Here is a 19,956-nt window from a genome sequence, read left to right as displayed (position 1 = left end):
TCCTACCATGACATGGCGGCTTCGATGGTGGATGCCGCCATCGAAACGCCCTGTTCGACACGAAGCGATGCCGCCACGGCCGATGCACGCGCATCGATGTCGGGATCGGCGAGCAAGCGGCGCAACGCCCCTGCCGCACGGTCGGCCCGGTAACGTCCGGACGGCAACACCGCAGCGACACCCAGTCGATGCACACGCGCCGCGTTGTCCGGCTGGTCGAAACCATGCGGTACGACGAGCATCGGAACGCCCGCGCGCAAGGCTTCGTGGGTGGTACCGATGCCACCGTGATGCACAACCGCCGCTGCGCGTTCGAACAGCGCACCGTGCGATGCGTAATCCACCGCAATGATCTGCGCAGGCAACGGCGGCAACCGCTCCCGGAGCCCGGGCGATCCCGCCAGCAGCACCGCACGACGCCCGAGCATGCGTGTGGCCTCGATGCTTTCGCGCAGGAACGATTCACCGGCATGCACCGCTGCCGAGCCCAGCGTGAAGACCAGCGGAGGCTCGCCCATATCGAGAAAGCGCATGAGCGCATCGTCCAGCGATCCATCATCCGCCGTGTAACGACACCAACCGACCTGTGTCGTTTTCTCAGGTACATCGGCAGGCAACGCACCAAGCAGCGGCGAGTACATCGCCAGCACCCCATCGCGCGCATGCTGGCCGCGATGAAACGGATCGCCCCACGGCGACACCGGCGCCAATCCCAGGGAGCAACGAAACTGCCGCACGGGCGCCGTCCACGATGACGTGACCGCCTCTGCCACCCGGCGCAGCCACGCACCGCGACGCGGCGAGCCACGCAGATAACGATCGAGCCACCCGATACCGGTAGCCGGCGGATCGTCGGCGGCAAGGAACACCGATGGCGATAGCACCGCCGAGAGCCATGCGGCGTTCGATGTTTCGCCGAGTATCTGGCCGGCAAATGCGAGCGTGGTAGTCACGATGGCATCCGCATCGGCGCACACCGGTGCAAGCAACGCGTGACTCTCCGCCACATCGCGTGCCGCAAGTTCATGCACCACGAAGCGTGGGCCGCGCAGCGGATGGAACGCGCGCGCGGCAAACGCGGCCTTGTCCCGGGGCTCGGCAATGCCACTGGCAACCACAAAATCCAGGCCCGCTGCCACCACGGCATCACGATGCATCGCATGGGCACCCACAGTCACCCGATGCCCCCGTGCCACCAGCTCGCGGCCAACGGCAAGGAAGGGGAAAAGATCCCCCTGCGATCCCACCGTCGCGATCACCACGTGCCGTTGCGCCATCGGTCATCTCCGTTCATCCACCGCATGGTGCCGCATTTGACTTTGGACGTCCGGGCGACTACTTTTTGCCTCGCGAGCGTCATTTATCTCTTTATTCGAATATAGAGATAAATGACTCAAGGAAGGTGGTGCGACTCCGGCTCTGAGCGGTCTTCGGGGGCGCCCTGTGGTCCGGGGCGTCGTCTCCGGGCCGGTCGCGCGCGAGGCGCGCTCCTACATGGCCGGGTGGGGCATTTGTATATAGCCTCAGGTGGGCATGTAGGAGCGCGCCTCGCGCGCGACCGGCCCGAAGCGAATTTCCACCCACCACCCGCCCCGCCCCCTGAACATCCATGCAATCGTCACCCCCGGGCGGTACCCTTCCCGCTGCAAACGGCCAAGGGGCCGTGTATCATACCCCGCCCCCTTTTATCTCTTTATCCGTAAAGAAGGATATATCCCAGCGATGAGCAACTACCTCTTCACCTCCGAGTCGGTCTCCGAAGGCCATCCGGACAAAATCGCCGACCAGATCTCCGACGCCGTTCTCGACGCCATCCTGGCTCAAGACCCGCGCGCTCGCGTGGCCTGCGAAACGCTGGTGAAGACCGGCGTCGCCATCGTTGCGGGCGAAATCACCACCAGCGCGTGGATCGACCTCGAAGCCCTGACCCGCCAGGTCATCCTCGACATCGGCTACAACTCCTCCGACGTCGGCTTCGACGGCGCCACCTGCGGCGTGCTGAACCTCATCGGCAAGCAGTCCCCGGACATCAACCAGGGCGTGGACCGCAAGAAGCCCGAAGAACAGGGCGCCGGCGACCAGGGCCTCATGTTCGGCTACGCCACCAACGAAACCGCCGAGTACATGCCGGCCGCCATCCACCTGAGCCACCGCCTGGTGGAACAGCAGGCCAAGGTCCGCAAGAAGAAGAACTCGCCGCTGCCGTGGCTGCGCCCGGACGCCAAGAGCCAGGTCACCCTGCGCTACAACGAAGCCGGCGAGGCTGTTGCCATCGACGCCGTCGTGCTCTCCACCCAGCACGATCCGGGCGTGAAGCAGAAAGACCTCGTCGAAGGCGTGCGCGAGCTGATCCTGAAGCCGGTGCTGCCGGCCAAGCTCCTGCACAAGGACACCAAGTTCCACATCAACCCGACCGGCAAGTTCGTCATCGGTGGCCCGGTGGGCGACTGCGGCCTCACCGGCCGCAAGATCATCGTCGACACCTACGGCGGCTGGGCCCGTCACGGTGGTGGCGCGTTCTCCGGCAAGGACCCCTCGAAGGTCGACCGTTCGGCCGCCTATGCCGCCCGCTACGTCGCCAAGAACATCGTCGCCGCCGGCCTCGCCGACCGTTGCGAAATCCAGGTCAGCTACGCCATCGGCGTCGCCGACCCGACCTCGATCTCCGTGACCACCTTCGGCACCGGCAAGATTCCCGACGAGAAGATCGAGAAGCTGATCCGCAAGTACTTCGACCTGCGTCCGTACGGCATCATCAAGATGCTCGACCTGGTGCACCCGATCTACCAGCCGACCGCGTCCTACGGTCACTTCGGCCGCAAGCCGTACGAAGTGAAGGGCGCCGACGGCAGCACCTACACCGCGTTCTCGTGGGAAAAGACCGACAAGGCCGAAATCCTTCGTGACGCCGCCGGCCTCGGCGGCAAGAAGCGCTAAGCGCCATCCGCAGAAGCGCGCCTCGCGCGCGACCTGTGCATAAATGAAACGGGCGCCTTTCCCCTGGAAAGGCGCCCGTTCTCATTCAGGTCACAACGTTTTCATCCCCGCGGTGAGACACCAGGGCTTCGCCACCAGAGAAGCCACCATGCCCCGTCTACTGACCCTCGCCCTCCTCGCCACCGTACTGCCCCTGGCGGCCCATGCCCAGGAGAAAGACAGCCAGGGCGGCACCCCGACCGACGCCGGCTTCTTCCAGAACGCGAGCGCCGCCAACGTCGCCGAGATCCAGATGAGCCAGGTCGCGCTGAAGCAGGCCAAATCGCCTTCGGTGAAAACATTCGCCCAGCACATGATCGACGACCACACCAAGGCCAACGACGAGCTGCGCTCGCTGAAGTCAGGTGACAAGGGTTACTCGCTGGTCGAAGAACCGGCACCGGATGCACAAAAAGCCATCGACGCCATGTCGCGCCTGCAAGGTGCGGATTTCGACAAGGCCTACGCAAAAGAGATGGTCGCCGACCACGAAAAAGCCGTAGCGATCTTCCAGGTAGAAATAGAAAAAGGCTCCAATCCCAAGCTGAAGGAATTCGCGACGAAAACCCTCCCGACCATCAAGCACCACCTCGACATGGCCAAGTCCCTCCCCACCCGCTAACACCATTTGTAGGAGCGTGCTTGCGCGCGACCGGAGAAATCGAGGCGATGAAAATATTCGCGATAACCGGTCGCGCGCAGGCGCGCTCCTACAACAGCCTGCGATCACGTTGGGCAGAGGCGGCGGGGGCGGCCCTTGGCGCGACTTGATGGAGGTGAGGGGAGCGGGCGGATAAGGCCGCGTAGCGGGGCCGGCCAGGAAGGCCGGCCTTTTTCGCCGAGGCAGGAGCCGAGTCGAAAAACCCCGCCCGCTCCCCGTGCCCGAAGGGGCGCAAGCCATAAGACACTAGCCGCGCAGCGGCTCTCCTTTCCCGAGGGACACCGCAGGCCGGAGCGCCAAGGGCCGCACCCGTCGCCTCTGCAACGCCACGCCACACGCGCCGAGTGCGAGGCCGGTAGGCGAGCCCTCCCTACGAAGCGAAAACCGCCAAGGGCTGACGTTCTTACGGAGCGCAACATCGCCGATGCGATCGGCTTCCACACCTTCGGTAGGCAGGCAGCTTTATTTCAGTGACTCAGCGTATCAACCGGTCGCGCGCAGGCGCGCTCCTACAGGGGTCAGGCGTTGCGGTTGGAGCCGGAGAGGACGTCTACCCAGACGGCCAGGACGAGGATCACGCCCTTGATGATCATCTGCCAGGAGTTGTCCACGTCCATCAGCTGCATGCCGCTGTCGAGGCTCGCCATCACCAGGGCGCCGATCAGTGCGCCGTAGACCGTGCCGGAGCCGCCGCGCATCGAGGTGCCGCCGATGAAGCAGGCCGAGATGGCATCCAGTTCGCCGCCCGTGCCCGCCGACGGCGAACCCGAACCCGTGCGGGCCACCGTGATGATGCCCGCGAAGGCGCACATCAGACCCATCAGCGCGAACACCACCAGCTTCACGCGCGCCACGTTCACGCCCGACAGGCGCGTGGCTTCCATGTTGCCGCCCACCGCGTAGATGTGACGACCGAACACCGTCTGCGTTGAGACATAGGTAAACACGGCCAGGAGCGCCAGCAGGATCATCACCGGAATGGGAATGCCGTTGGCGTCGTTGAGCATGCGGATGAAACCGAAGATCACCGCGCCGATCAGCACCAGGCGACCGATATCCATCCACAACGCAACCTGGTGCAGCCCCAGTTTCGAACGACGCACCCGGCGACGCACGGTCAGGCCGATCATCGCCAGGAAGATCAAGGCACCGATCCAGCGCGACAGCATCGGCGGCACGAAGCCCTGGCCCAGCTGCACAAGATCATCCGGTGCCGGCGCGATGGTGGAGCTACCGGTCACGTAGAGCACGATGCCACGGAACGCGAGCATGCCGCCCAGGCCCACGATGAACGATGGCACCCGCATCTTCGTCACGACAAAACCGTTGAAGGCGCCGATGATCAGGCCGAGCAGCAGCACCGCACCGATCGACGGCCACGTTCCCCAGCCAAGGTTCACCGTGAGAATCGCCGCCACACCACCCAGCAAGCCTAGCTGCGAACCCACGGAGAGGTCGATCTCGCCGGCAATGATGATGAAGACCATGCCGCAGGCGAGCATGCCGGTGATCGCCATCTGCCGGAACAGGTTCGACAGGTTGCCCGGCGTGATGAAGGCCGATTCGGTTTTTACATGGAAAAAGACCCAGATGAGCGCCACCGCGATGAGCAGGGCGAGGATCTTGTAGCGGACGAACAATTGCTGGATTTTCTGGGCCTGCATGGAGGAGCTTCCGTGGAGTGGCGCTGGATGGATACGTGGGATCAGGCCGCGTGCGCGGGGCCTTCGGCCGCATGCGAGATCGCTGCGGAGAGCACCTGTTCCTGGGTGAGACCGACATTCTGGAAATTGCCGCGCAGGCGTCCCTCACCCACGACAAGCACCCGGTCGCTGACGCCCAGTACCTCGGGCATCTCGGACGAGACCATGATGATGGCCACGCCCTTGGCGGCCAGTTCGAACATCAGCTTGTAGATGTCGTACTTGGAACCGACGTCCACGCCACGCGTGGGCTCGTCGAGGATCAGCACCTTCGGATCAGGCAGCAGCATCTTGGTGAGCACGGCCTTCTGCTGGTTGCCGCCGGACAGGCCCATGATGGCCAGCTCGGGGCTTGCCGTCTTCACGCGCAGGCGCTTGATCTCGGCATCGATGGTCTGCATCTCCGCCTGCCGGTCGATGGTGCCCGCGTGTGCGTAATGCGACAGCGTGGCCAGCGTGATGTTGTCACCCACGCCCAGCAACGGAACGATACCCTGGCGCTTGCGATCCTCGGGTACCAGCGAAAGGCCCGCCTTGATCGCCTGCTCCGGCGTTTTGATCTTCAGCGGCTTGCCTTCCAGCACCAGCTCGGCCTCGTAGCGGCCGGGATAGGCACCGAAGATGGCCGAAACCAGCTCGGTACGCCCGGCACCCACCAGACCCGCGATGCCCAGGATTTCACCACGACGCACTTCGAACGAAATATCGTCCACACGCTTGCGGTTGGGGTTGGTGACATCCCAGCAGGTAACGTGGCGGGCCTCGAAGATCACCTCTCCGATGTCGTGTTCCACCTTCGGGAACAGGTTCTCGATGTCGCGCCCCACCATCGCCGTGATGATGGAATGCGTGGTCATCTCGCTCATCGGCCGGGTCACGATGTGCTTGCCGTCGCGGATGACGGTGACCGTGTCGCAGACCCGTGCCACTTCTTCCAGCTTGTGGGAAATGTAGACGCAGGCTACGCCGTCGCGCTTCAGGTCCTCGATGATCGACAACAGGGTGTCAGTCTCGGACGAGGTCAGCGACGAGGAAGGTTCGTCCAGGATCAGCAGGCGCGCGTTCTTGGCCAGCGCCTTGGCAATCTCGAACAGCTGCTGGTAGCCGCCGCCGTAGTTCATCACCGGCGCGGCCACGTTCACGTCCTTCAGCTTCAACCGCGCCAGCAGGGCATCGGCCTTCGCATACATGGCGTCGTAATCCATCACGCCGCCGAACTTCTTGATCTCGTTGCCGAGGAAGATGTTCTCGGCCACCGAAAGCTGCGGTACCAGCATCAGTTCCTGGTGGATGATGACGATGCCGGCCGCTTCGCTGTCGCGCACCGAATGCGCCCGCAACGGCTTGCCGTCGAAGAGGATCTCGCCCTCCCAGGTGCCGTAGGGATACACGCCGGAAAGCACCTTCATCAGTGTGGACTTGCCGGCACCGTTTTCGCCGCACAGGCCGACGCACTCACCGGGCCGCACGGCCAGGTTGATGCCGTTGAGCGCGCGCACGCCGGAAAATTCCTTGACGATATCGCGCATCTCGAAGAGGTAATCACTCACGTGGAGCATCCTTCAGGGATAAAACCTAACGTGTAGGAGCGCGCCTTGCGCGCGACCGGGTTTTGGCGAGCGTGTCGTTGTTCGCGAAAACCTGTCGCGCGCGAGGCGCGCTCCTACATGGGTACGTCAGTTGCCGACCTGGGCCTGGGTGTAGAAGCCGTCCTTCACCACGAGATCGACGTTCTGCTTGGTGAGCAGGGTCGGGGTGAGCAGTACGGTATCCACGTCCTTCGTGCCGTTGTTCATCTTCGAGGTGAACTGCGGCGTCTCGCCCTTGGCGTACTGCACGGCAAGATTGGCTGCATCGGTGGCGATCATCTTGATTGGCTTGTAGACCGTCATGGCCTGTGTACCTGCCTTGATGCGCTTCACCGCAGCGAGGTCGGCATCCTGGCCCGACACGGCCACCTTGCCGGCCAGCTTCTGGCCTTGCAGGGCGGCGACGGCGCCGCCGGCCGTGCCATCGTTGGAGGCGACGATGCCCTGGATGTTGTTCTTGTTGGCCGTGAGCGCGTTCTCGATGATCGACTGGGCGTTGCTTGCCAGCCACTCGTTGGTCCACTGCTGGCCGACGATCTTGATGTCTCCCTTGTCCACCAGCGGCTTGAGGACCTTCATCTGACCATCGCGCAAGACCTTCGCGTTATTGTCCGTGGGTGCACCGCCGAGCAGGAAGTAATTGCCCTTGCCACCGGTGGCATTGACCACGCCCTGTGCCTGCATCTCGCCCACCTTCTCGTTATCGAACGAGATATAGGCGTCGACGTCGGCGTTGAGGATGAGGCGGTCGTACGAGATGACCTTGATGTTGGCCTTCTTCGCCTCAGCCACCACCGTGGTGAGGGTCTTGGCATTGAACGGCACGATGACGATCACATCGACCTTCTGCGAGATCAGGTTTTCGATCTGCTGCAGCTGTTTCTGCTCGTTGGCATCGGCCGACTGCACCTTGACAGTGGCGCCCTTGGCTTCCGCTGCCGCCTTGAAATAATCGCGGTCACGCGTCCAGCGTTCGACGCGCAGGTCGTCGATGGAGAAACCAATCACCGGTTTGTCCTTGCTCGCGTGTGCCTGCGGTGCCGCGAAGACACCGGCGGCGACCATCGATACGGCCAGCAACGTGTATAGGGCCTTCTGCTTCATGCTCTTCTCCATGCGTGGTTTCACCCGGTCACGCCGGGCGCAAGTCGTCGCCCTGGGCGGCGTGGGAATAAAGCGGTTTCAACTGCTCGTAGGAGCGGCGGAACAAAGGGTGGCGCGTTTGCAGGAAATAAGCATGACGCGCTGCATCGGGCTCGCGCACGGCGGTTACCTCGGGCATGGGGCATACCTCCTCCAACGAGGCATGCGGATTCACCGCCAGATGTGCAAGCCGTGCGGCGCCGAGCGCCGGCCCCACCTCGCCGCCACTACGCAGCACGAGGCGCCTGCCAAGGATGTCGGCCAGCATCTGCGTCCAGTAGGCACTGCGCGATCCACCGCCGATCACCGTGATCTCGTCGCTGGTGAGCCCGGTGCTCTCCACGGCCAGCAAGCCATCGAGCAGGCCCAGCCCCACGCCTTCCAGTGTCGCGTTGGCGAGATCCGCGCGATCGGTATCCGGCCCCAGGTTCGTGAACGAGCCGCGTGCATGGGCATCGTTGTGCGGCGTGCGTTCGCCGGTGAGGTAAGGCAGGAAAAGCGGGCCGTTTTCGCGTAGTCCGCGTTGCTCCGCCTCGGCCAGCAGGGCGGGCACGTCCTTCTGGCCGGTGAGCCGGGCGGTGAAGTCGAGGCAGCTTGCCGCGTTGAGCATCACCGACATCAGGTGCCAGGTGTCGGGGAGTGCGTGACAGAAGCTGTGCACGGCGTTTTCCGGGCTGGCCCGGAAACCATCGGACACCGCGAAATACACGCCCGAGGTACCCAGCGAGAGCATCGCCTGACCATGGCGCACGATACCCACGCCCACGGCACCGGCGGCGTTGTCGCCACCACCGGCCGCGACGGGCACGGTATCCATGCCCCAGCGTCCGGCCAGCTCCTTGCGTAACCGGCCGGCAGGCTGGCTGCCCTCGAACACCTGCGGCATATGCGAGGTATCCAGGCCCGTGGCGGCCAGCATCGCATCGCTCCAGGCCCGCTTGCGGACATCGAGCCAGAGCGTGCCTGCGGCGTCCGACGCATCGGTCATGTAGTCGCCGGTGAGCTTCAGGCGCAGGTAGTCCTTGGGCAGCAACACCTTCGCCACGCGCGAGAAGACATCCGGCTCGTGGCGACGCACCCAGGCGAGCTTGGGTGCCGTGAAGCCGGGCATGGCGAGATTGCCGGTGATCTCGCGAAAGCCCGGCACCTTTTCCAGTTCGGCGCATTCGACATCCGAGCGACCGTCGTTCCACAGGATGGCCGGGCGCAGGATGTTGTCGGACTTATCGAGCAAGGTGGCACCATGCATCTGCCCCGACAGGCCGATGGCTTTCACGCGCCGCGCATCGGCCTGACTGAGGACATCCGCAACGGCGGCCTCGGTCGCTGCCCACCAGGACGCAGGATCCTGCTCGGACCAGCGAGGCTTCGGATGAGCGACCTCCAGCGGGCTGGATGCACTGGCGCGCACGGCTCCGGCGCCATCGACCAGCACCGCCTTTACCGAGGAGGTACCCAGGTCGATGCCGAGGTAAAGGGATTCCGAAGCTTCCATGTCGGGTCTCATATCACCCATAGATATAGCGGTTCACGATGTTCTCTAGCAACTCTTGATTGCCGGACACATGCTTCGGGTGCAGATCGCGCGACATCGCTTCGTCGGCAAGTGAAGCCAGCGTGAAACCGCCCGAGAGGATCTTCGCGCCGAGCTCGGCATCCCAGCCGGCGTAACGCCTGGCCTTGAATTCGGCCAGCGTGTCACGTTCGATCATCTTCGCAGCGCGCTCCAGGCCGAGGGCCAGGGTGTCGATGGCGCCGATGTGCCCATGGAACAGATCTTCCGGTGCGTTGCTCTGGCGGCGCACCTTGGTATCGAAGTTGAAGCCACCCGTGGTGAAACCACCTGCTTTCAGGATTTCATAAGTGACCAGGGTCATTTCCTCGACGCTGTTCGGGAACTGGTCGGTGTCCCAGCCGTTCTGCGGATCGCCGCGGTTGGCGTCGATGGAACCGAACAGGCCCAGCGCGATAGATGTAGCCACCTCGTGCTGGAAGGAATGGCCGGCCAGTGTCGCGTGATTGGCTTCGAGGTTGGTCTTCACTTCGTTTTCGAGACCGAACTCCTTGAGGAAGCCGTAGACCGTGGCCGAGTCGTAGTCGTACTGGTGCTTGGTGGGCTCCTGCGGCTTGGGTTCGATAAGGATCGTGCCCTTGAAGCCGAGCTTGTGCTTGTGCTCCACCACCATGCGGAAGAAGCGGCCCAGCTGCTCGCGCTCGCGTTTCAGGTCGGTATTGAGCAGGGTGTCGTAGCCTTCGCGGCCACCCCACAGCACGTAATTGGCACCGCCCAGGCGATGCGTGGCTTCCATCGCGTGACGCACCTGGGTGGCGGCATACGCGAATACTTCCGGCTGCGGGTTGGTGGCGGCACCTGCGGCATAGCGCGGGTGGCTGAACACGTTGGCCGTGCCCCAGAGCAGCTTCATGCCGGTGTCGGCCTGCTTCTTCTCCAGAACGTCCGTCATGGCCGCGAAGTTGTTGCGGTAGTCCTTCAGGCTGTCGCCCTCGGGCGCCACATCGGTGTCGTGGAAGGTGTAGAACGGCACGCCCAGCCGCGAGAAGAAATCGAAGGCGGCATCGGCCTTCTCGCGGGCCCGCGTCATCGGATCGCCCGGCTGCTGCCATGGGCGTTCGAAGGTGCCCGCGCCGAACACGTCCGAACCCGGCCACACGAAGGTATGCCAGTAGCAGGCTGCCAGGCGCAGGTGCTCGGCCATGGTCCTGCCCAGGATGCGGCGGTCGGCTTCGTAATGATGGAAGGCCAGGGGGTTGTCCGAACCCGGACCTTCGTAGCGGATCGGGGGGACGCTGGAAAAGTACGACATAACGCTTTCCTTCACGGAGCGGGGACGAATTCCACGATGCTGACCAGACGCACCCATGTGGCGCAATTGCGATTTCCCACACGGCCGGAAGCTTTTTCGTTGCCGCGCTGCGTCATGGCCGGAAGCGGCGAATCCTGCTAGCGTTCGGCCTTATGGCACCGCATCGCATCGCCCTGCTGTTCAACGCCAACAAGGTGTATGACCGCCAGGTCATCGCCGGCATCGGCCAGTACCTCAACAGCACGCGCGTGGAGTGGGACCTCTTCATGGAAGAGGATTTCCGCAGCCGCATGCGCGACATCCGCCAGTTTCGCGGCGACGGCATCATTGCCGACTACGACGATCCTGAAGCGCCCGAGGCATTACGCGACCTGCATATTCCCGTGGTCGCCGTGGGTGGGTCGTACGAAGACCCTGCCGGTTATCCGGAGGGCGTGCCTTACATCGCCACGGATAACGCACGCCTGGTCCGTCTCGCCTACGACCACCTGATCGAGCAGGGCCTGGGACGCTTCGCCTTCTACGGCCTGCCTCCGCATCCCGGCAGCCGCTGGGCACAGGAGCGCGAGCGCGCCTTCGAAGCCATCGTGAAGCAGGAGTCCGTGGAAGGCCTGGTCTACCGGGGCCTGCCAACCAGCGCAGGCGGCTGGGGCCATGCCGTGGAACTGCTGGTGGCGTGGCTGGGTGCGCTGCCCAAACCCATCGGCATCGTCGCCGCCACCGATGCGCGCGCACGGCAGTTGTTGCAGGCCTGCGTGATCGGCGGTATCGCGGTGCCCGAGCAGGTGGCGATCGTGGGCATCGACAACGATCCCATGGCCCAGCTGCTCACCCGCATACCGCTCACGTCCGTGATCCAGGGTGCCGAGGAAATGGGCCGCACGGCGGCGCACCTGCTGCACCAGATGCTGCGCGGCGCCGATTGCGCCGACACCCGCGTGCTCGTGCCCCCGGTGGGCATCAATGTGCAGGCCTCCAGCAAATACCAGCCGTTGCGCAGCCCGCACGTGATGCGCGCCAGCCATTACATCCGCCAGTACGGCTGCCTGGGCATCAAGACCGAACAGGTCGCCGACTACGTGGGCGTGTCACGCACCGTGCTGGAAGAACATTTCAAGCGCGAACTGAAGCAGACCGTCCACCAGGTGATCCTCCAGCACAAGCTGGATGCCGCCTGCCAGCTCATCGCGCAGTCGGATGCCTCGCTGGCCGACATCGCCGTGCGCTGCGGATTCACGTCACTGCAATACATGTATGCGGTATTCCGGCGCGAGTACGACTGCACGCCACGCCAATACCTCGACCTCCACCGCAAGACCTCGACGACCTGACGTCGCCGGCAAGGACCGTTCCACCGATGCCTGTTTCCTCCGCCTCCGCCTGGGGCCATCTGCCCGACGGCCGCCCCCTGCACCGCTGGACCCTGCGCAACGCCACCGGCGCCCAGGTGGATATCACCGATCTGGGCGGCACCGTGCTCTCGTGGCTGGCACCGGACCGCCAGGGTCGCCTGGGCGAGGTGGTGCTCGGCCATGCCGACGCATCGCAGTACCTGGTTTCGGATGCCTACATGGGCGCCATCGTGGGACGCTGGGCCAATCGCATCCGCGCCGGCCGCTTCACCCTGGATGGCATCGACTATCGGGTAGACCGCAACGACCACGGCAATCACCTGCATGGCGGCGCGCACGGTTTCCACCTGCAGCGCTGGGACGTAGAGCCGGATGGCGATGCGCTTTCACTGCGACTGGTATCGCCCGAGGGGGACGGCGGTTTTCCGGGTGAGGTATCGGTCCGGCTGCGCGTGCAGCTGGGCGACGACGGCGCCCTCGACCTGCGCTACGAGGCCACCAGCGACGCACCCACGCCGCTCAGCCTCACCGCCCATCCCTATTTCAATCTCAACGACCGCCGCCAGGACATCCGCGACCACCTGATCCGCATCGATGCCGACACCTTCCTTGCCATCGACGCCGGGGCGATCCCCGTCGGGCGTGAGAACGTGGCCGGTACGGCCTTCGATTTCCGCGAGGCCGCCCCCATCGGCTCCCGGCTGCACTGGCCCGACCCGCAGCTGCGCATCGCCGGTGGCTTCGACCACTGCTACATCCCCCGGACATCCGGCGCGGTCCGTACGGTGGCCGTGGTCACCGAGCCGTCCAGCGGACGGCGTCTCACGGTGGATACCGACCGGCCGGGCCTGCAGTTCTACAGCGGCCAGAAACTCACCGGGCAGCCCGGGCGCCGGGGCGATACCTACGGCCCCTTCGCCGGCTTCGCCCTGGAGACCCAGGCCTACCCCGACCAGGTGAACGGCCCGGAAGCCGAAGCGGCGATCCTCCGCCCCGGCCAGACCTGGCGCCAGCACACGCGATACCGCCTGGATACCGTGTAGGAGCGCGCCTTGCGCGCGACCGGTTTTTTCTAAAACACGACTTCCCCGCGAAAACCGGTCGCGCGCAAGGCGCGCTCCTGCATAAGCATTACAATGGGGGTATGTCGCTCATCCAATTGCTCAACGTCGACTACAGCGTCGGCGGCCCCCTCCTGCTCGAACAGGTGAACCTCTCCCTCGATACCGGCGAACGCGTCTGCGTGGTCGGTCGCAACGGTGCGGGTAAATCCACCCTGCTCAAGCTCATCGCCGGCGAACTGCACCCCGACGACGGCGAAATCCGTCTGCAGGGCGGCACCCGCATCGCCCGCCTCACCCAGGAGGTGCCGCAGGACACCAGCGGCTCCGTGTTCGACGTGGTGGCCGATGGCCTGGGTGAACTGGGCCACCTGCTCGCCCAGTACCACCACCTGCTCTCCGAAGGCGACATGGATGCCCTGGGCGACGTCCAGTCGAAGATCGAGGCCCAGAACGCCTGGGATCTGGATTCCCGCGTGCAGCAGGTGATCGAGCGCCTGGAACTCCCGGCCGAGACCGACTTCGCCGACCTCTCCGGCGGCATGAAGCGCCGCGTGCTGCTCGGCCAGGCGCTGGTCCGCGACCCGAACCTGCTGCTGCTCGACGAGCCCACCAACCATCTCGACATCGAGGCCATCGCCTGGCTCGAAACCTTCCTCAAGGGCTTCAGCGGCGCCATCGTCTTCATCACCCATGACCGCAGCTTCCTGCGCTCGCTCGCCACGCGCATCGTCGAGATCGACCGCGGCCAGATCACCAGCTGGCCGGGCGACTATGACAACTACCTGCGCCGTCGCGAAGAGCGCCTGCATGCCGAAGCGCAGGCCAATGCGCACTTCGACCGCAAGCTGGCCCAGGAAGAAGTGTGGATCCGCCAGGGCATCAAGGCCCGCCGCACCCGCAACGAAGGCCGCGTGCGCGCGCTGAAGGCCATGCGCCGCGAACGCTCCGAGCGCCGCGAGACTACCGGCAACGCGAAGATGAACCTGGCCACGGCGCAGGCATCCGGCCGCAAGGTCGTCGATGTCGAGCACATCACCCAGGCCTACGGCGGCCGCACGCTGATCCGCGATTTCAGCACCACGATCATGCGCGGCGACCGCGTGGGCATCATGGGGCCGAACGGCGCCGGCAAGTCCACGCTGCTGAAGATCATGCTTGGCCAGCTCGCCCCGCAGGAAGGCGAGGCCACGCAGGGCACCGGTTTGCAGATTGCCTACTTCGACCAGCACCGCATCGCGCTGGACGACAAGATGAACGCACTCGACAACGTGGCCCAGGGCCGCGAGTACATCGAGCTGAACGGCCAGCGCAAGCACATCATCGGTTACCTTCAGGACTTCCTGTTCTCGCCCGAGCGTGCGCGAGCGCCGATCACCCGTTTGTCGGGCGGCGAGCGTAATCGCCTGCTGCTGGCGAAGCTGTTCGCCCAGCCGTCCAACCTGCTGGTCATGGACGAACCCACCAACGACCTCGACGTGGAGACGCTGGAATTGCTGGAGGAAATCCTCGGCGAGTACTCCGGCACCCTGCTGCTCGTGTCGCACGATCGTGACTTCATCGACAACGTGGTCACCAGCACGCTGGTGCTGGAAGGCGATGGTGTCATCGGTGAGTACGTGGGCGGTTACAGCGACTGGCTGCGACAGAAGCCGGTGGCCTCCGTGAAATCGCCTGCCGCACCGACAAAAGCCGCTCCGGCACCTGCGCCTGCACCCGTCGCAGCGCCGAAAAAGAAGCTTTCCTTCAAGGAACAGCGTGAACTCGAACTGCTGCCGGCGAAGCTTGAACAACTGGAATCGGCCATCGCGAAGCACACCGAGGCGATGAACGATCCGAAGTTCTACCAGCAGGATGCCGCGTCGATCACGAAGGTGACCGACGAGATCGCGAAGCTTCAGGCCGAACTGGACATCGCCTTCGCCCGCTGGGAAGAACTCGAAGGCTGATCCGTATCCTGTAGGAGCGCGCCTGCGCGCGACCGATTATCGCGATGACCGGTCGCGCGCAAGGCGCGCTCCTACAGGAATTGTCAGCCGGTGTTCTGCAAGCCTTGCGATACGCCGTTCACGCAGGCCACCAGTGCGCTCAGCAGCGCATCGTCCTTGCCTCCTGTTGCACGCCAGCGACGCAGAAGATCTACCTGCAAAAGGCTCATCGGATCCACATACGGATTGCGCAGGCGGATCGATGTCGCCAGGCGCGGTTCACTGCTCAGCAGTTCACCCGAACCCTTCAGCTTCAGCACCCAGCGCACCGTACGCTCGAATTCATCGCGAATCAGCGGGAAGAACTTCTCGTGCAACGGCCCCGCCAGCTGCGAGAATGCCTCGGCGATATGGATGTCCGCCTTCGCCAGCACCATCTCCACGTCATCGAGCATCGTGGCAAAGAACGGCCACTCATGCGCCATGCGTTCCAGCGTCGCTTCGTGACCATCCTTCGCCAGCGCCTCCAGCGCCGAACCCAGGCCGTACCAGCCGGTAAGCACCGCGCGGCACTGCGTCCACGAAAACACCCATGGAATCGCGCGCAGATCCTCCACGCCCTTCATACTGCGACGACGCGCCGGGCGCGAGCCCAGCGTCATGCGCTCGATCACGTCGATCGGCGTGGCGCCCCGGAAATAATCCACGAAGCCCTCGCGATCCACGAAGGCGCGATAGGCCTTGCGGCTCTCGTCGGAGAGCTTCGCCATCACATCCTTCCAGCCGGATTCGCGCACTTCGGCCACACGCGGCCGCAGCGACGCGCGCATCACGGCACCGAGGGTCTGTTCGAGATTACGCACGGCCAGCGCTCGGATACCGTACTTGCGGTGGATCACCTCACCCTGCTCCGTGACACGCAGCACACCCGCCACCGACCCACGCGGCGATGCCATCAGGGCCGGCAGGATGCGCGAGCCGCCACGGCTGGCCGAGCCGCCACGACCATGGAAGAAGGCCACGCGGATACCCGCCTTCTGCGCCACGTCGAGCAGTTCCACCTGCGCACGTTGCAGGCTCCACTTCGAGGCGACGGTGCCACCATCCTTGCCGCTGTCCGAGTAACCCAGCATCACCCACTGACGATCGCCACGCGCCTTCAGGTGCGCACGATAGATCGGATCATCCAGCAGGGCCTGCAAGGTGGCCGGGCCACCCTTCAGGTCGTCCACCGTTTCGAACAAAGGTGCCACGTCGAGCGGTACACGGCCGTCTTCCAGCAGGCCGCCACGACGGGCAAGCGCCAGCACGGCCAGCACGTCGGCGGCCGTCTCGGCCATGCTGATGATGTAGAGACCGGTGGCCTCCTGGCCGTAGCGCTTGCGCGAATCGGCCAGCGTCGCGAAGACATGGCGCAGCATGGTGGCGGCGTCGTGATCCTCACCTGCCACGAAACTGCGCTCGCCCGCCGCATAGGGGCGTAGTGTTTTCACCCGCGAGGCAACGTCGCGCTCGGCCCAGTCGGCATCGCCCAACAGTGCGGAAAGCGCCTCGTCATGCACCCGTGCGTCCTGACGAACATCGAGTCGGGCAAGATGAAAACCGAACGTGCGTGCACGCCAAAGGAGGCGGTTCACTGCATAGGCACCTGCATGCCTGCCGCCGTGATGAAGCAGGCTGTGCTCGACCTGGGCGATGTCGTCGATGAATTCCTGCGCCGACGCATAACGATCGGCGCCGTCTTCCAGGGTGGATTCCAGGCGCGCGGCGACAAAGGTGAGGAAGGCCCGGTAAGGCATGTCTGCATGCCGCGGCCGGATACCTGCCGCCGCATCGACCAGTCGTTCGCGATAGGCATCCAGGCGACGCTGCAGCTTGTCGTCCAGCTTGACGCGATCGTCCGTCTGGCTGAGCAGGCGGCCCAGTGCGTGGGCATCCTCGATATAGCGTTCGAGTACCAGCGTGCGCTGCGCGGACAGCGTGGCCGCGATGGTGTCTGCGTTGACGTTCGGGTTGCCGTCCATGTCGCCACCCACCCAGGTGGCGAAGCGCAGCACGCGCGGAATCGTCACGTCCTCACCGTAGGTTTCCACGATGGCCTGGTGCAGCGCTTCGTAGAGCGCGGGCAGCACGCGGTAGATCGGTCGCGCCATGTAGAAACCCACATGGTCGAACTCGTCGGACACGCTGGGCCGCACCGGCGAGGCCTCGGCGGTCTGCCAGCCGGCCGACAACGCCATGAGGATGCGCGCATCGTCGTCGCGCAGTTCCTGCGGCGTACGCGTGGGGTCGAACTCGTCGACCAGCGCGCGGACGATCTCCTGCTCTTTTTCCAGCAACGAGCGACGTACCGCTTCCGTGGGATGCGCCGTGAACACCGGTTCCACGTCGAGGCGACGCAGCAGGGTTTCCAGTTCCTCGCGGGTGACGCCTTCATCCTTGAGCTGGGCGAGCACGGCGGCCAGCGATTCCGGCTGGGCGGTGCCCCCTTCGCGCTGGTAATCACGCCGGCGGCGGATGCGGTGCACCCGCTCGGCCACGTTCACGGCCTGGAAGTAGGCGGCAAAGGCCCGGGCCAGCGCCTCGGCATCGGCGGCGCCCAGGCCGTTCAGGCTTTCGGCCAGGGCATCCACCCCGGCGCCACTGCGCCGGCGCTGGATCGCGGCGGTGCGCACATGCTCCACCCGCTCGAAGAAGGGTTTCCCGCCCTGCTCCGCAAGCATCTGGCCGACAAGGGCTCCCAACCGTCGCACGTCCTCGCGAAGAGGACCGTCATGGGGCAGGAATTCTGGATCGCGTACGGCTTCCATCGGGCTCTCTGCATGATGCGGAACCCTGAGAGTAACCAAAAAAGTGTGTTTATCTCCTCATCCGGAATCCGGGATACAATGGTCGACCGTTTTCGCCCGCCGAGGGGCGCTGCGACCGGAGGGGTTCTCCCCCAATGGCCAGGCTCGGCGCGGCTTGCCGCACAACGGCGCCCCCGTGACCATCCGGAGATACGCCATGAACGCCGTCACCAAAGATTCCACTTTCCAGGACTACAAGGTCCGCGATATTTCGCTGGCCGACCTGGGCCGCCGCCGCATCCGCATGGCGGAAGAAGAAATGCCCGGCCTGATGCAGATCCGTGCCCGCTACGCCAAGGAGCAGCCGCTCAAGGGCGTGCGCCTGTCCGGCTCGCTGCACGTGACCAAGGAAACCGCCGTGCTCGCCGAGACCCTGCGCGCCCTGGGTGCCTCGGTCCGCTGGGCCTCCTGCAACATCTTCTCCACCCAGGACGACGTTGCCGCCGCCCTCGCCGCCGGCGAGCTGCCGGTGTTCGCCTGGAAGGGCGAGTCGCTTGAAGAGTACTGGGACTGCACGCTCGACATGCTCACCCATCCGGGCGAGCTGGGCCCGCAGCTCATCGTCGACGACGGCGGCGACGCCACGCTCTTCATCCACAAGGGCGTGGAACTCGAAGACGGCAGCGACTGGGTCAACACCCCCAGCGGCAACCACGAAGAGCAGGTCATCAAGGACCTCGTGAAGCGCACCGCCGCCGCCCGTCCGGGCTGGTTCAAGAAGATCGCCGCCGAATGGAAGGGCGTGTCGGAAGAAACCACCACCGGCGTGCACCGCCTCTACCAGCTCGCCGAAGCCGGCAAGCTGCTGGTGCCGGCCATCAACGTCAACGACTCGGTCACCAAGAGCAAGTTCGACAACCTCTACGGCTGCCGCGAATCGCTGGCCGACGGCATCAAGCGCGCCACCGACCTCATGGTGGCCGGCAAGGTGGCCGTGGTCTGCGGCTACGGTGACGTGGGCAAGGGCTGCGCGCACTCGCTCAAGGGCTTCGGTGCCCGCGTGATCGTGACCGAAATCGATCCGATCAACGCCCTGCAGGCCGCGATGGAAGGTTTCCAGGTCACCACCATCGAAGAAACCCTCGGCACCGGCGACATCTATGTCACCACCACGGGCAACAAGGACATCATCACGCTGGAACACATGGCGAAGATGAAGAACAACGCCCTGGTCTGCAACATCGGCCACTTCGACAACGAGATCCAGATCGACCGCCTCAACACCTCGAAGGACGCCACCCGCGAAAACATCAAGCCGCAGGTGGACCGCTACACCTTCGCGTCCACGGGCAACAGCATCTACATGCTGGCCGAAGGCCGCCTGGTGAACCTCGGCTGCGCCCACGGCCACCCGAGCTTCGTGATGTCCAACAGCTTCTCGAACCAGACCCTCGCCCAGCTCGACCTGTGGGCGAACAAGGACAAGTACGAGAACACCGTGTACCGCCTGCCCAAGAAGCTCGACGAGGAAGTCGCCCGCCTGCACCTTGAGCAGATCGGCGTGAAGCTCACCGTGCTCACCAAGGAACAGGCCGACTACATCGGCGTGCCGGTGGAAGGTCCGTACAAGCCGGACCATTACCGCTACTGATCGGCGGTTTTGTAGGCCGGTAGAACTTGCACGCCCTCGTTGAAAGACGGGGGCGTGTTTTTTTGGGGCCCCGAGAAGCTACGCATGCCCGTCGTTCCTGCGAACGCAGGAACCCAGCGCCCCAGTCCACCAGCAAACACCGCCACGCTGCATCGGCTTGTGTGCAGGTAACCCTCTCGCAAAAACCCACCGCATCGCACTGGGTCCCTGCGTTCGCAGGGACGACGTGAGGGATAGGTGGGGAGCTGCAATCTCGCAACCCGTCGTTCCTGCGAAAG

The 19,956-nt window shown here is 64.7% G+C and carries 13 protein-coding genes and 1 riboswitch; of the genes, 6 read left to right on the top strand and 7 right to left on the bottom strand.

The features are described 5' to 3' along the window. Nucleotides 1-2 precede the first annotated feature (2 nt). Nucleotides 3-1,277, bottom strand: coding sequence for a glycosyltransferase (locus KR767_RS10320; RefSeq protein WP_250879049.1), 1,275 nt, complete (start codon nucleotides 1,275-1,277; stop codon nucleotides 3-5). A gap of 445 nt (nucleotides 1,278-1,722) precedes the next feature. On the opposite strand from KR767_RS10320, the gene metK reads away from it, so the two are divergent. Then, nucleotides 1,723-2,937: a methionine adenosyltransferase gene (metK, locus tag KR767_RS10315; RefSeq protein WP_166950999.1), complete on the top strand. Its 1,215-nt coding sequence runs from the start codon at nucleotides 1,723-1,725 to the stop codon at nucleotides 2,935-2,937. A 148-nt stretch (nucleotides 2,938-3,085) separates the two neighbouring features. Continuing rightward, nucleotides 3,086-3,598, top strand: coding sequence for a DUF4142 domain-containing protein (locus KR767_RS10310; protein ID WP_250879048.1), 513 nt, complete (start codon nucleotides 3,086-3,088; stop codon nucleotides 3,596-3,598). A 557-nt stretch (nucleotides 3,599-4,155) separates the two neighbouring features. Here the strand turns inward: KR767_RS10310 and KR767_RS10305 are convergent. The 5 genes from KR767_RS10305 to xylA all read right to left on the bottom strand — a co-directional run bounded on the left by KR767_RS10305 (nucleotide 4,156) and on the right by xylA (nucleotide 10,897). After that, the gene (locus tag KR767_RS10305; protein WP_166950994.1) at nucleotides 4,156-5,301 is read right to left on the bottom strand and encodes a sugar ABC transporter permease; all 1,146 of its coding nucleotides are present in this window, start codon (nucleotides 5,299-5,301) and stop codon (nucleotides 4,156-4,158) included. Nucleotides 5,302-5,342: 41 nt separating this feature from the next. Next, the gene (locus KR767_RS10300) at nucleotides 5,343-6,890 is read right to left on the bottom strand and encodes a xylose ABC transporter ATP-binding protein (protein WP_166950992.1); all 1,548 of its coding nucleotides are present in this window, start codon (nucleotides 6,888-6,890) and stop codon (nucleotides 5,343-5,345) included. Nucleotides 6,891-7,016: 126 nt separating this feature from the next. Then, on the bottom strand, nucleotides 7,017-8,033 hold the full coding sequence (gene xylF, locus KR767_RS10295; RefSeq protein ID WP_250879047.1) for a D-xylose ABC transporter substrate-binding protein: 1,017 nt from the start codon (nucleotides 8,031-8,033) through the stop codon (nucleotides 7,017-7,019). Between the two features lie 28 nt (nucleotides 8,034-8,061). After that, nucleotides 8,062-9,567 (bottom strand): xylulokinase, encoded by a 1,506-nt coding sequence (gene xylB / locus KR767_RS10290; protein ID WP_250879046.1) that lies wholly within the window; start codon nucleotides 9,565-9,567, stop codon nucleotides 8,062-8,064. A 13-nt stretch (nucleotides 9,568-9,580) separates the two neighbouring features. Next, nucleotides 9,581-10,897 carry a xylose isomerase gene (xylA, locus tag KR767_RS10285; protein ID WP_250879045.1) on the bottom strand — a complete coding sequence of 439 codons (1,317 nt, stop codon included), beginning with the start codon at nucleotides 10,895-10,897 and terminating at the stop codon, nucleotides 9,581-9,583. 152 nt (nucleotides 10,898-11,049) lie between these two features. Between xylA and KR767_RS10280 the strand changes: the two genes are divergently transcribed. The 3 genes from KR767_RS10280 (at nucleotide 11,050) to KR767_RS10270 (ending at nucleotide 15,259) form a co-directional block, all read left to right on the top strand. After that, nucleotides 11,050-12,228 (top strand): XylR family transcriptional regulator, encoded by a 1,179-nt coding sequence (locus tag KR767_RS10280; protein ID WP_166950985.1) that lies wholly within the window; start codon nucleotides 11,050-11,052, stop codon nucleotides 12,226-12,228. Nucleotides 12,229-12,254: 26 nt separating this feature from the next. Continuing rightward, nucleotides 12,255-13,292 carry an aldose epimerase family protein gene (locus tag KR767_RS10275; protein WP_250879044.1) on the top strand — a complete coding sequence of 346 codons (1,038 nt, stop codon included), beginning with the start codon at nucleotides 12,255-12,257 and terminating at the stop codon, nucleotides 13,290-13,292. A gap of 101 nt (nucleotides 13,293-13,393) precedes the next feature. Beyond that, nucleotides 13,394-15,259 (top strand): ATP-binding cassette domain-containing protein, encoded by a 1,866-nt coding sequence (locus tag KR767_RS10270; RefSeq protein ID WP_250879043.1) that lies wholly within the window; start codon nucleotides 13,394-13,396, stop codon nucleotides 15,257-15,259. A gap of 83 nt (nucleotides 15,260-15,342) precedes the next feature. Here the strand turns inward: KR767_RS10270 and ppc are convergent, their stop codons facing one another. Continuing rightward, nucleotides 15,343-18,048, bottom strand: a complete 2,706-nt coding sequence (gene ppc, locus KR767_RS10265; protein WP_250879042.1) for a phosphoenolpyruvate carboxylase — start codon at nucleotides 18,046-18,048, stop codon at nucleotides 15,343-15,345. A gap of 95 nt (nucleotides 18,049-18,143) precedes the next feature. Next, nucleotides 18,144-18,228: riboswitch (S-adenosyl-L-homocysteine riboswitch) on the top strand. A 16-nt stretch (nucleotides 18,229-18,244) separates the two neighbouring features. Between ppc and ahcY the strand changes: the two genes are divergently transcribed. Beyond that, the gene (ahcY, locus tag KR767_RS10260) at nucleotides 18,245-19,678 is read left to right on the top strand and encodes an adenosylhomocysteinase (RefSeq protein WP_166950978.1); all 1,434 of its coding nucleotides are present in this window, start codon (nucleotides 18,245-18,247) and stop codon (nucleotides 19,676-19,678) included. The last annotated feature ends 278 nt before the right edge of the window (nucleotides 19,679-19,956 follow it).

This window comes from Luteibacter anthropi (assembly GCF_023699965.1).
Lineage (GTDB): Bacteria > Pseudomonadota > Gammaproteobacteria > Xanthomonadales > Rhodanobacteraceae > Luteibacter > Luteibacter anthropi.
The sequence above is the reverse complement of the archived record's forward strand: the minus strand, read 5'-3'. Positions and strand labels throughout refer to the sequence as shown.

Bases quoted from the DNA above. Each gene is read 5' to 3' on its own strand.
- KR767_RS10320 (WP_250879049.1), bottom strand. From the start codon at position 1,277: ATGGCGCAACGGCACGTGGTGATCGCGACGGTGGGATCGCAGGGGGAT.
- metK (WP_166950999.1), top strand. From the start codon at position 1,723: ATGAGCAACTACCTCTTCACCTCCGAGTCGGTCTCCGAAGGCCATCCG.
- KR767_RS10310 (WP_250879048.1), top strand. From the start codon at position 3,086: ATGCCCCGTCTACTGACCCTCGCCCTCCTCGCCACCGTACTGCCCCTG.
- KR767_RS10305 (WP_166950994.1), bottom strand. From the start codon at position 5,301: ATGCAGGCCCAGAAAATCCAGCAATTGTTCGTCCGCTACAAGATCCTC.
- xylF (WP_250879047.1), bottom strand. From the start codon at position 8,033: ATGAAGCAGAAGGCCCTATACACGTTGCTGGCCGTATCGATGGTCGCC.
- xylB (WP_250879046.1), bottom strand. From the start codon at position 9,567: ATGGAAGCTTCGGAATCCCTTTACCTCGGCATCGACCTGGGTACCTCC.
- xylA (WP_250879045.1), bottom strand. From the start codon at position 10,897: ATGTCGTACTTTTCCAGCGTCCCCCCGATCCGCTACGAAGGTCCGGGT.
- KR767_RS10280 (WP_166950985.1), top strand. From the start codon at position 11,050: ATGGCACCGCATCGCATCGCCCTGCTGTTCAACGCCAACAAGGTGTAT.
- KR767_RS10275 (WP_250879044.1), top strand. From the start codon at position 12,255: ATGCCTGTTTCCTCCGCCTCCGCCTGGGGCCATCTGCCCGACGGCCGC.
- KR767_RS10270 (WP_250879043.1), top strand. From the start codon at position 13,394: ATGTCGCTCATCCAATTGCTCAACGTCGACTACAGCGTCGGCGGCCCC.
- ppc (WP_250879042.1), bottom strand. From the start codon at position 18,048: ATGGAAGCCGTACGCGATCCAGAATTCCTGCCCCATGACGGTCCTCTT.
- ahcY (WP_166950978.1), top strand. From the start codon at position 18,245: ATGAACGCCGTCACCAAAGATTCCACTTTCCAGGACTACAAGGTCCGC.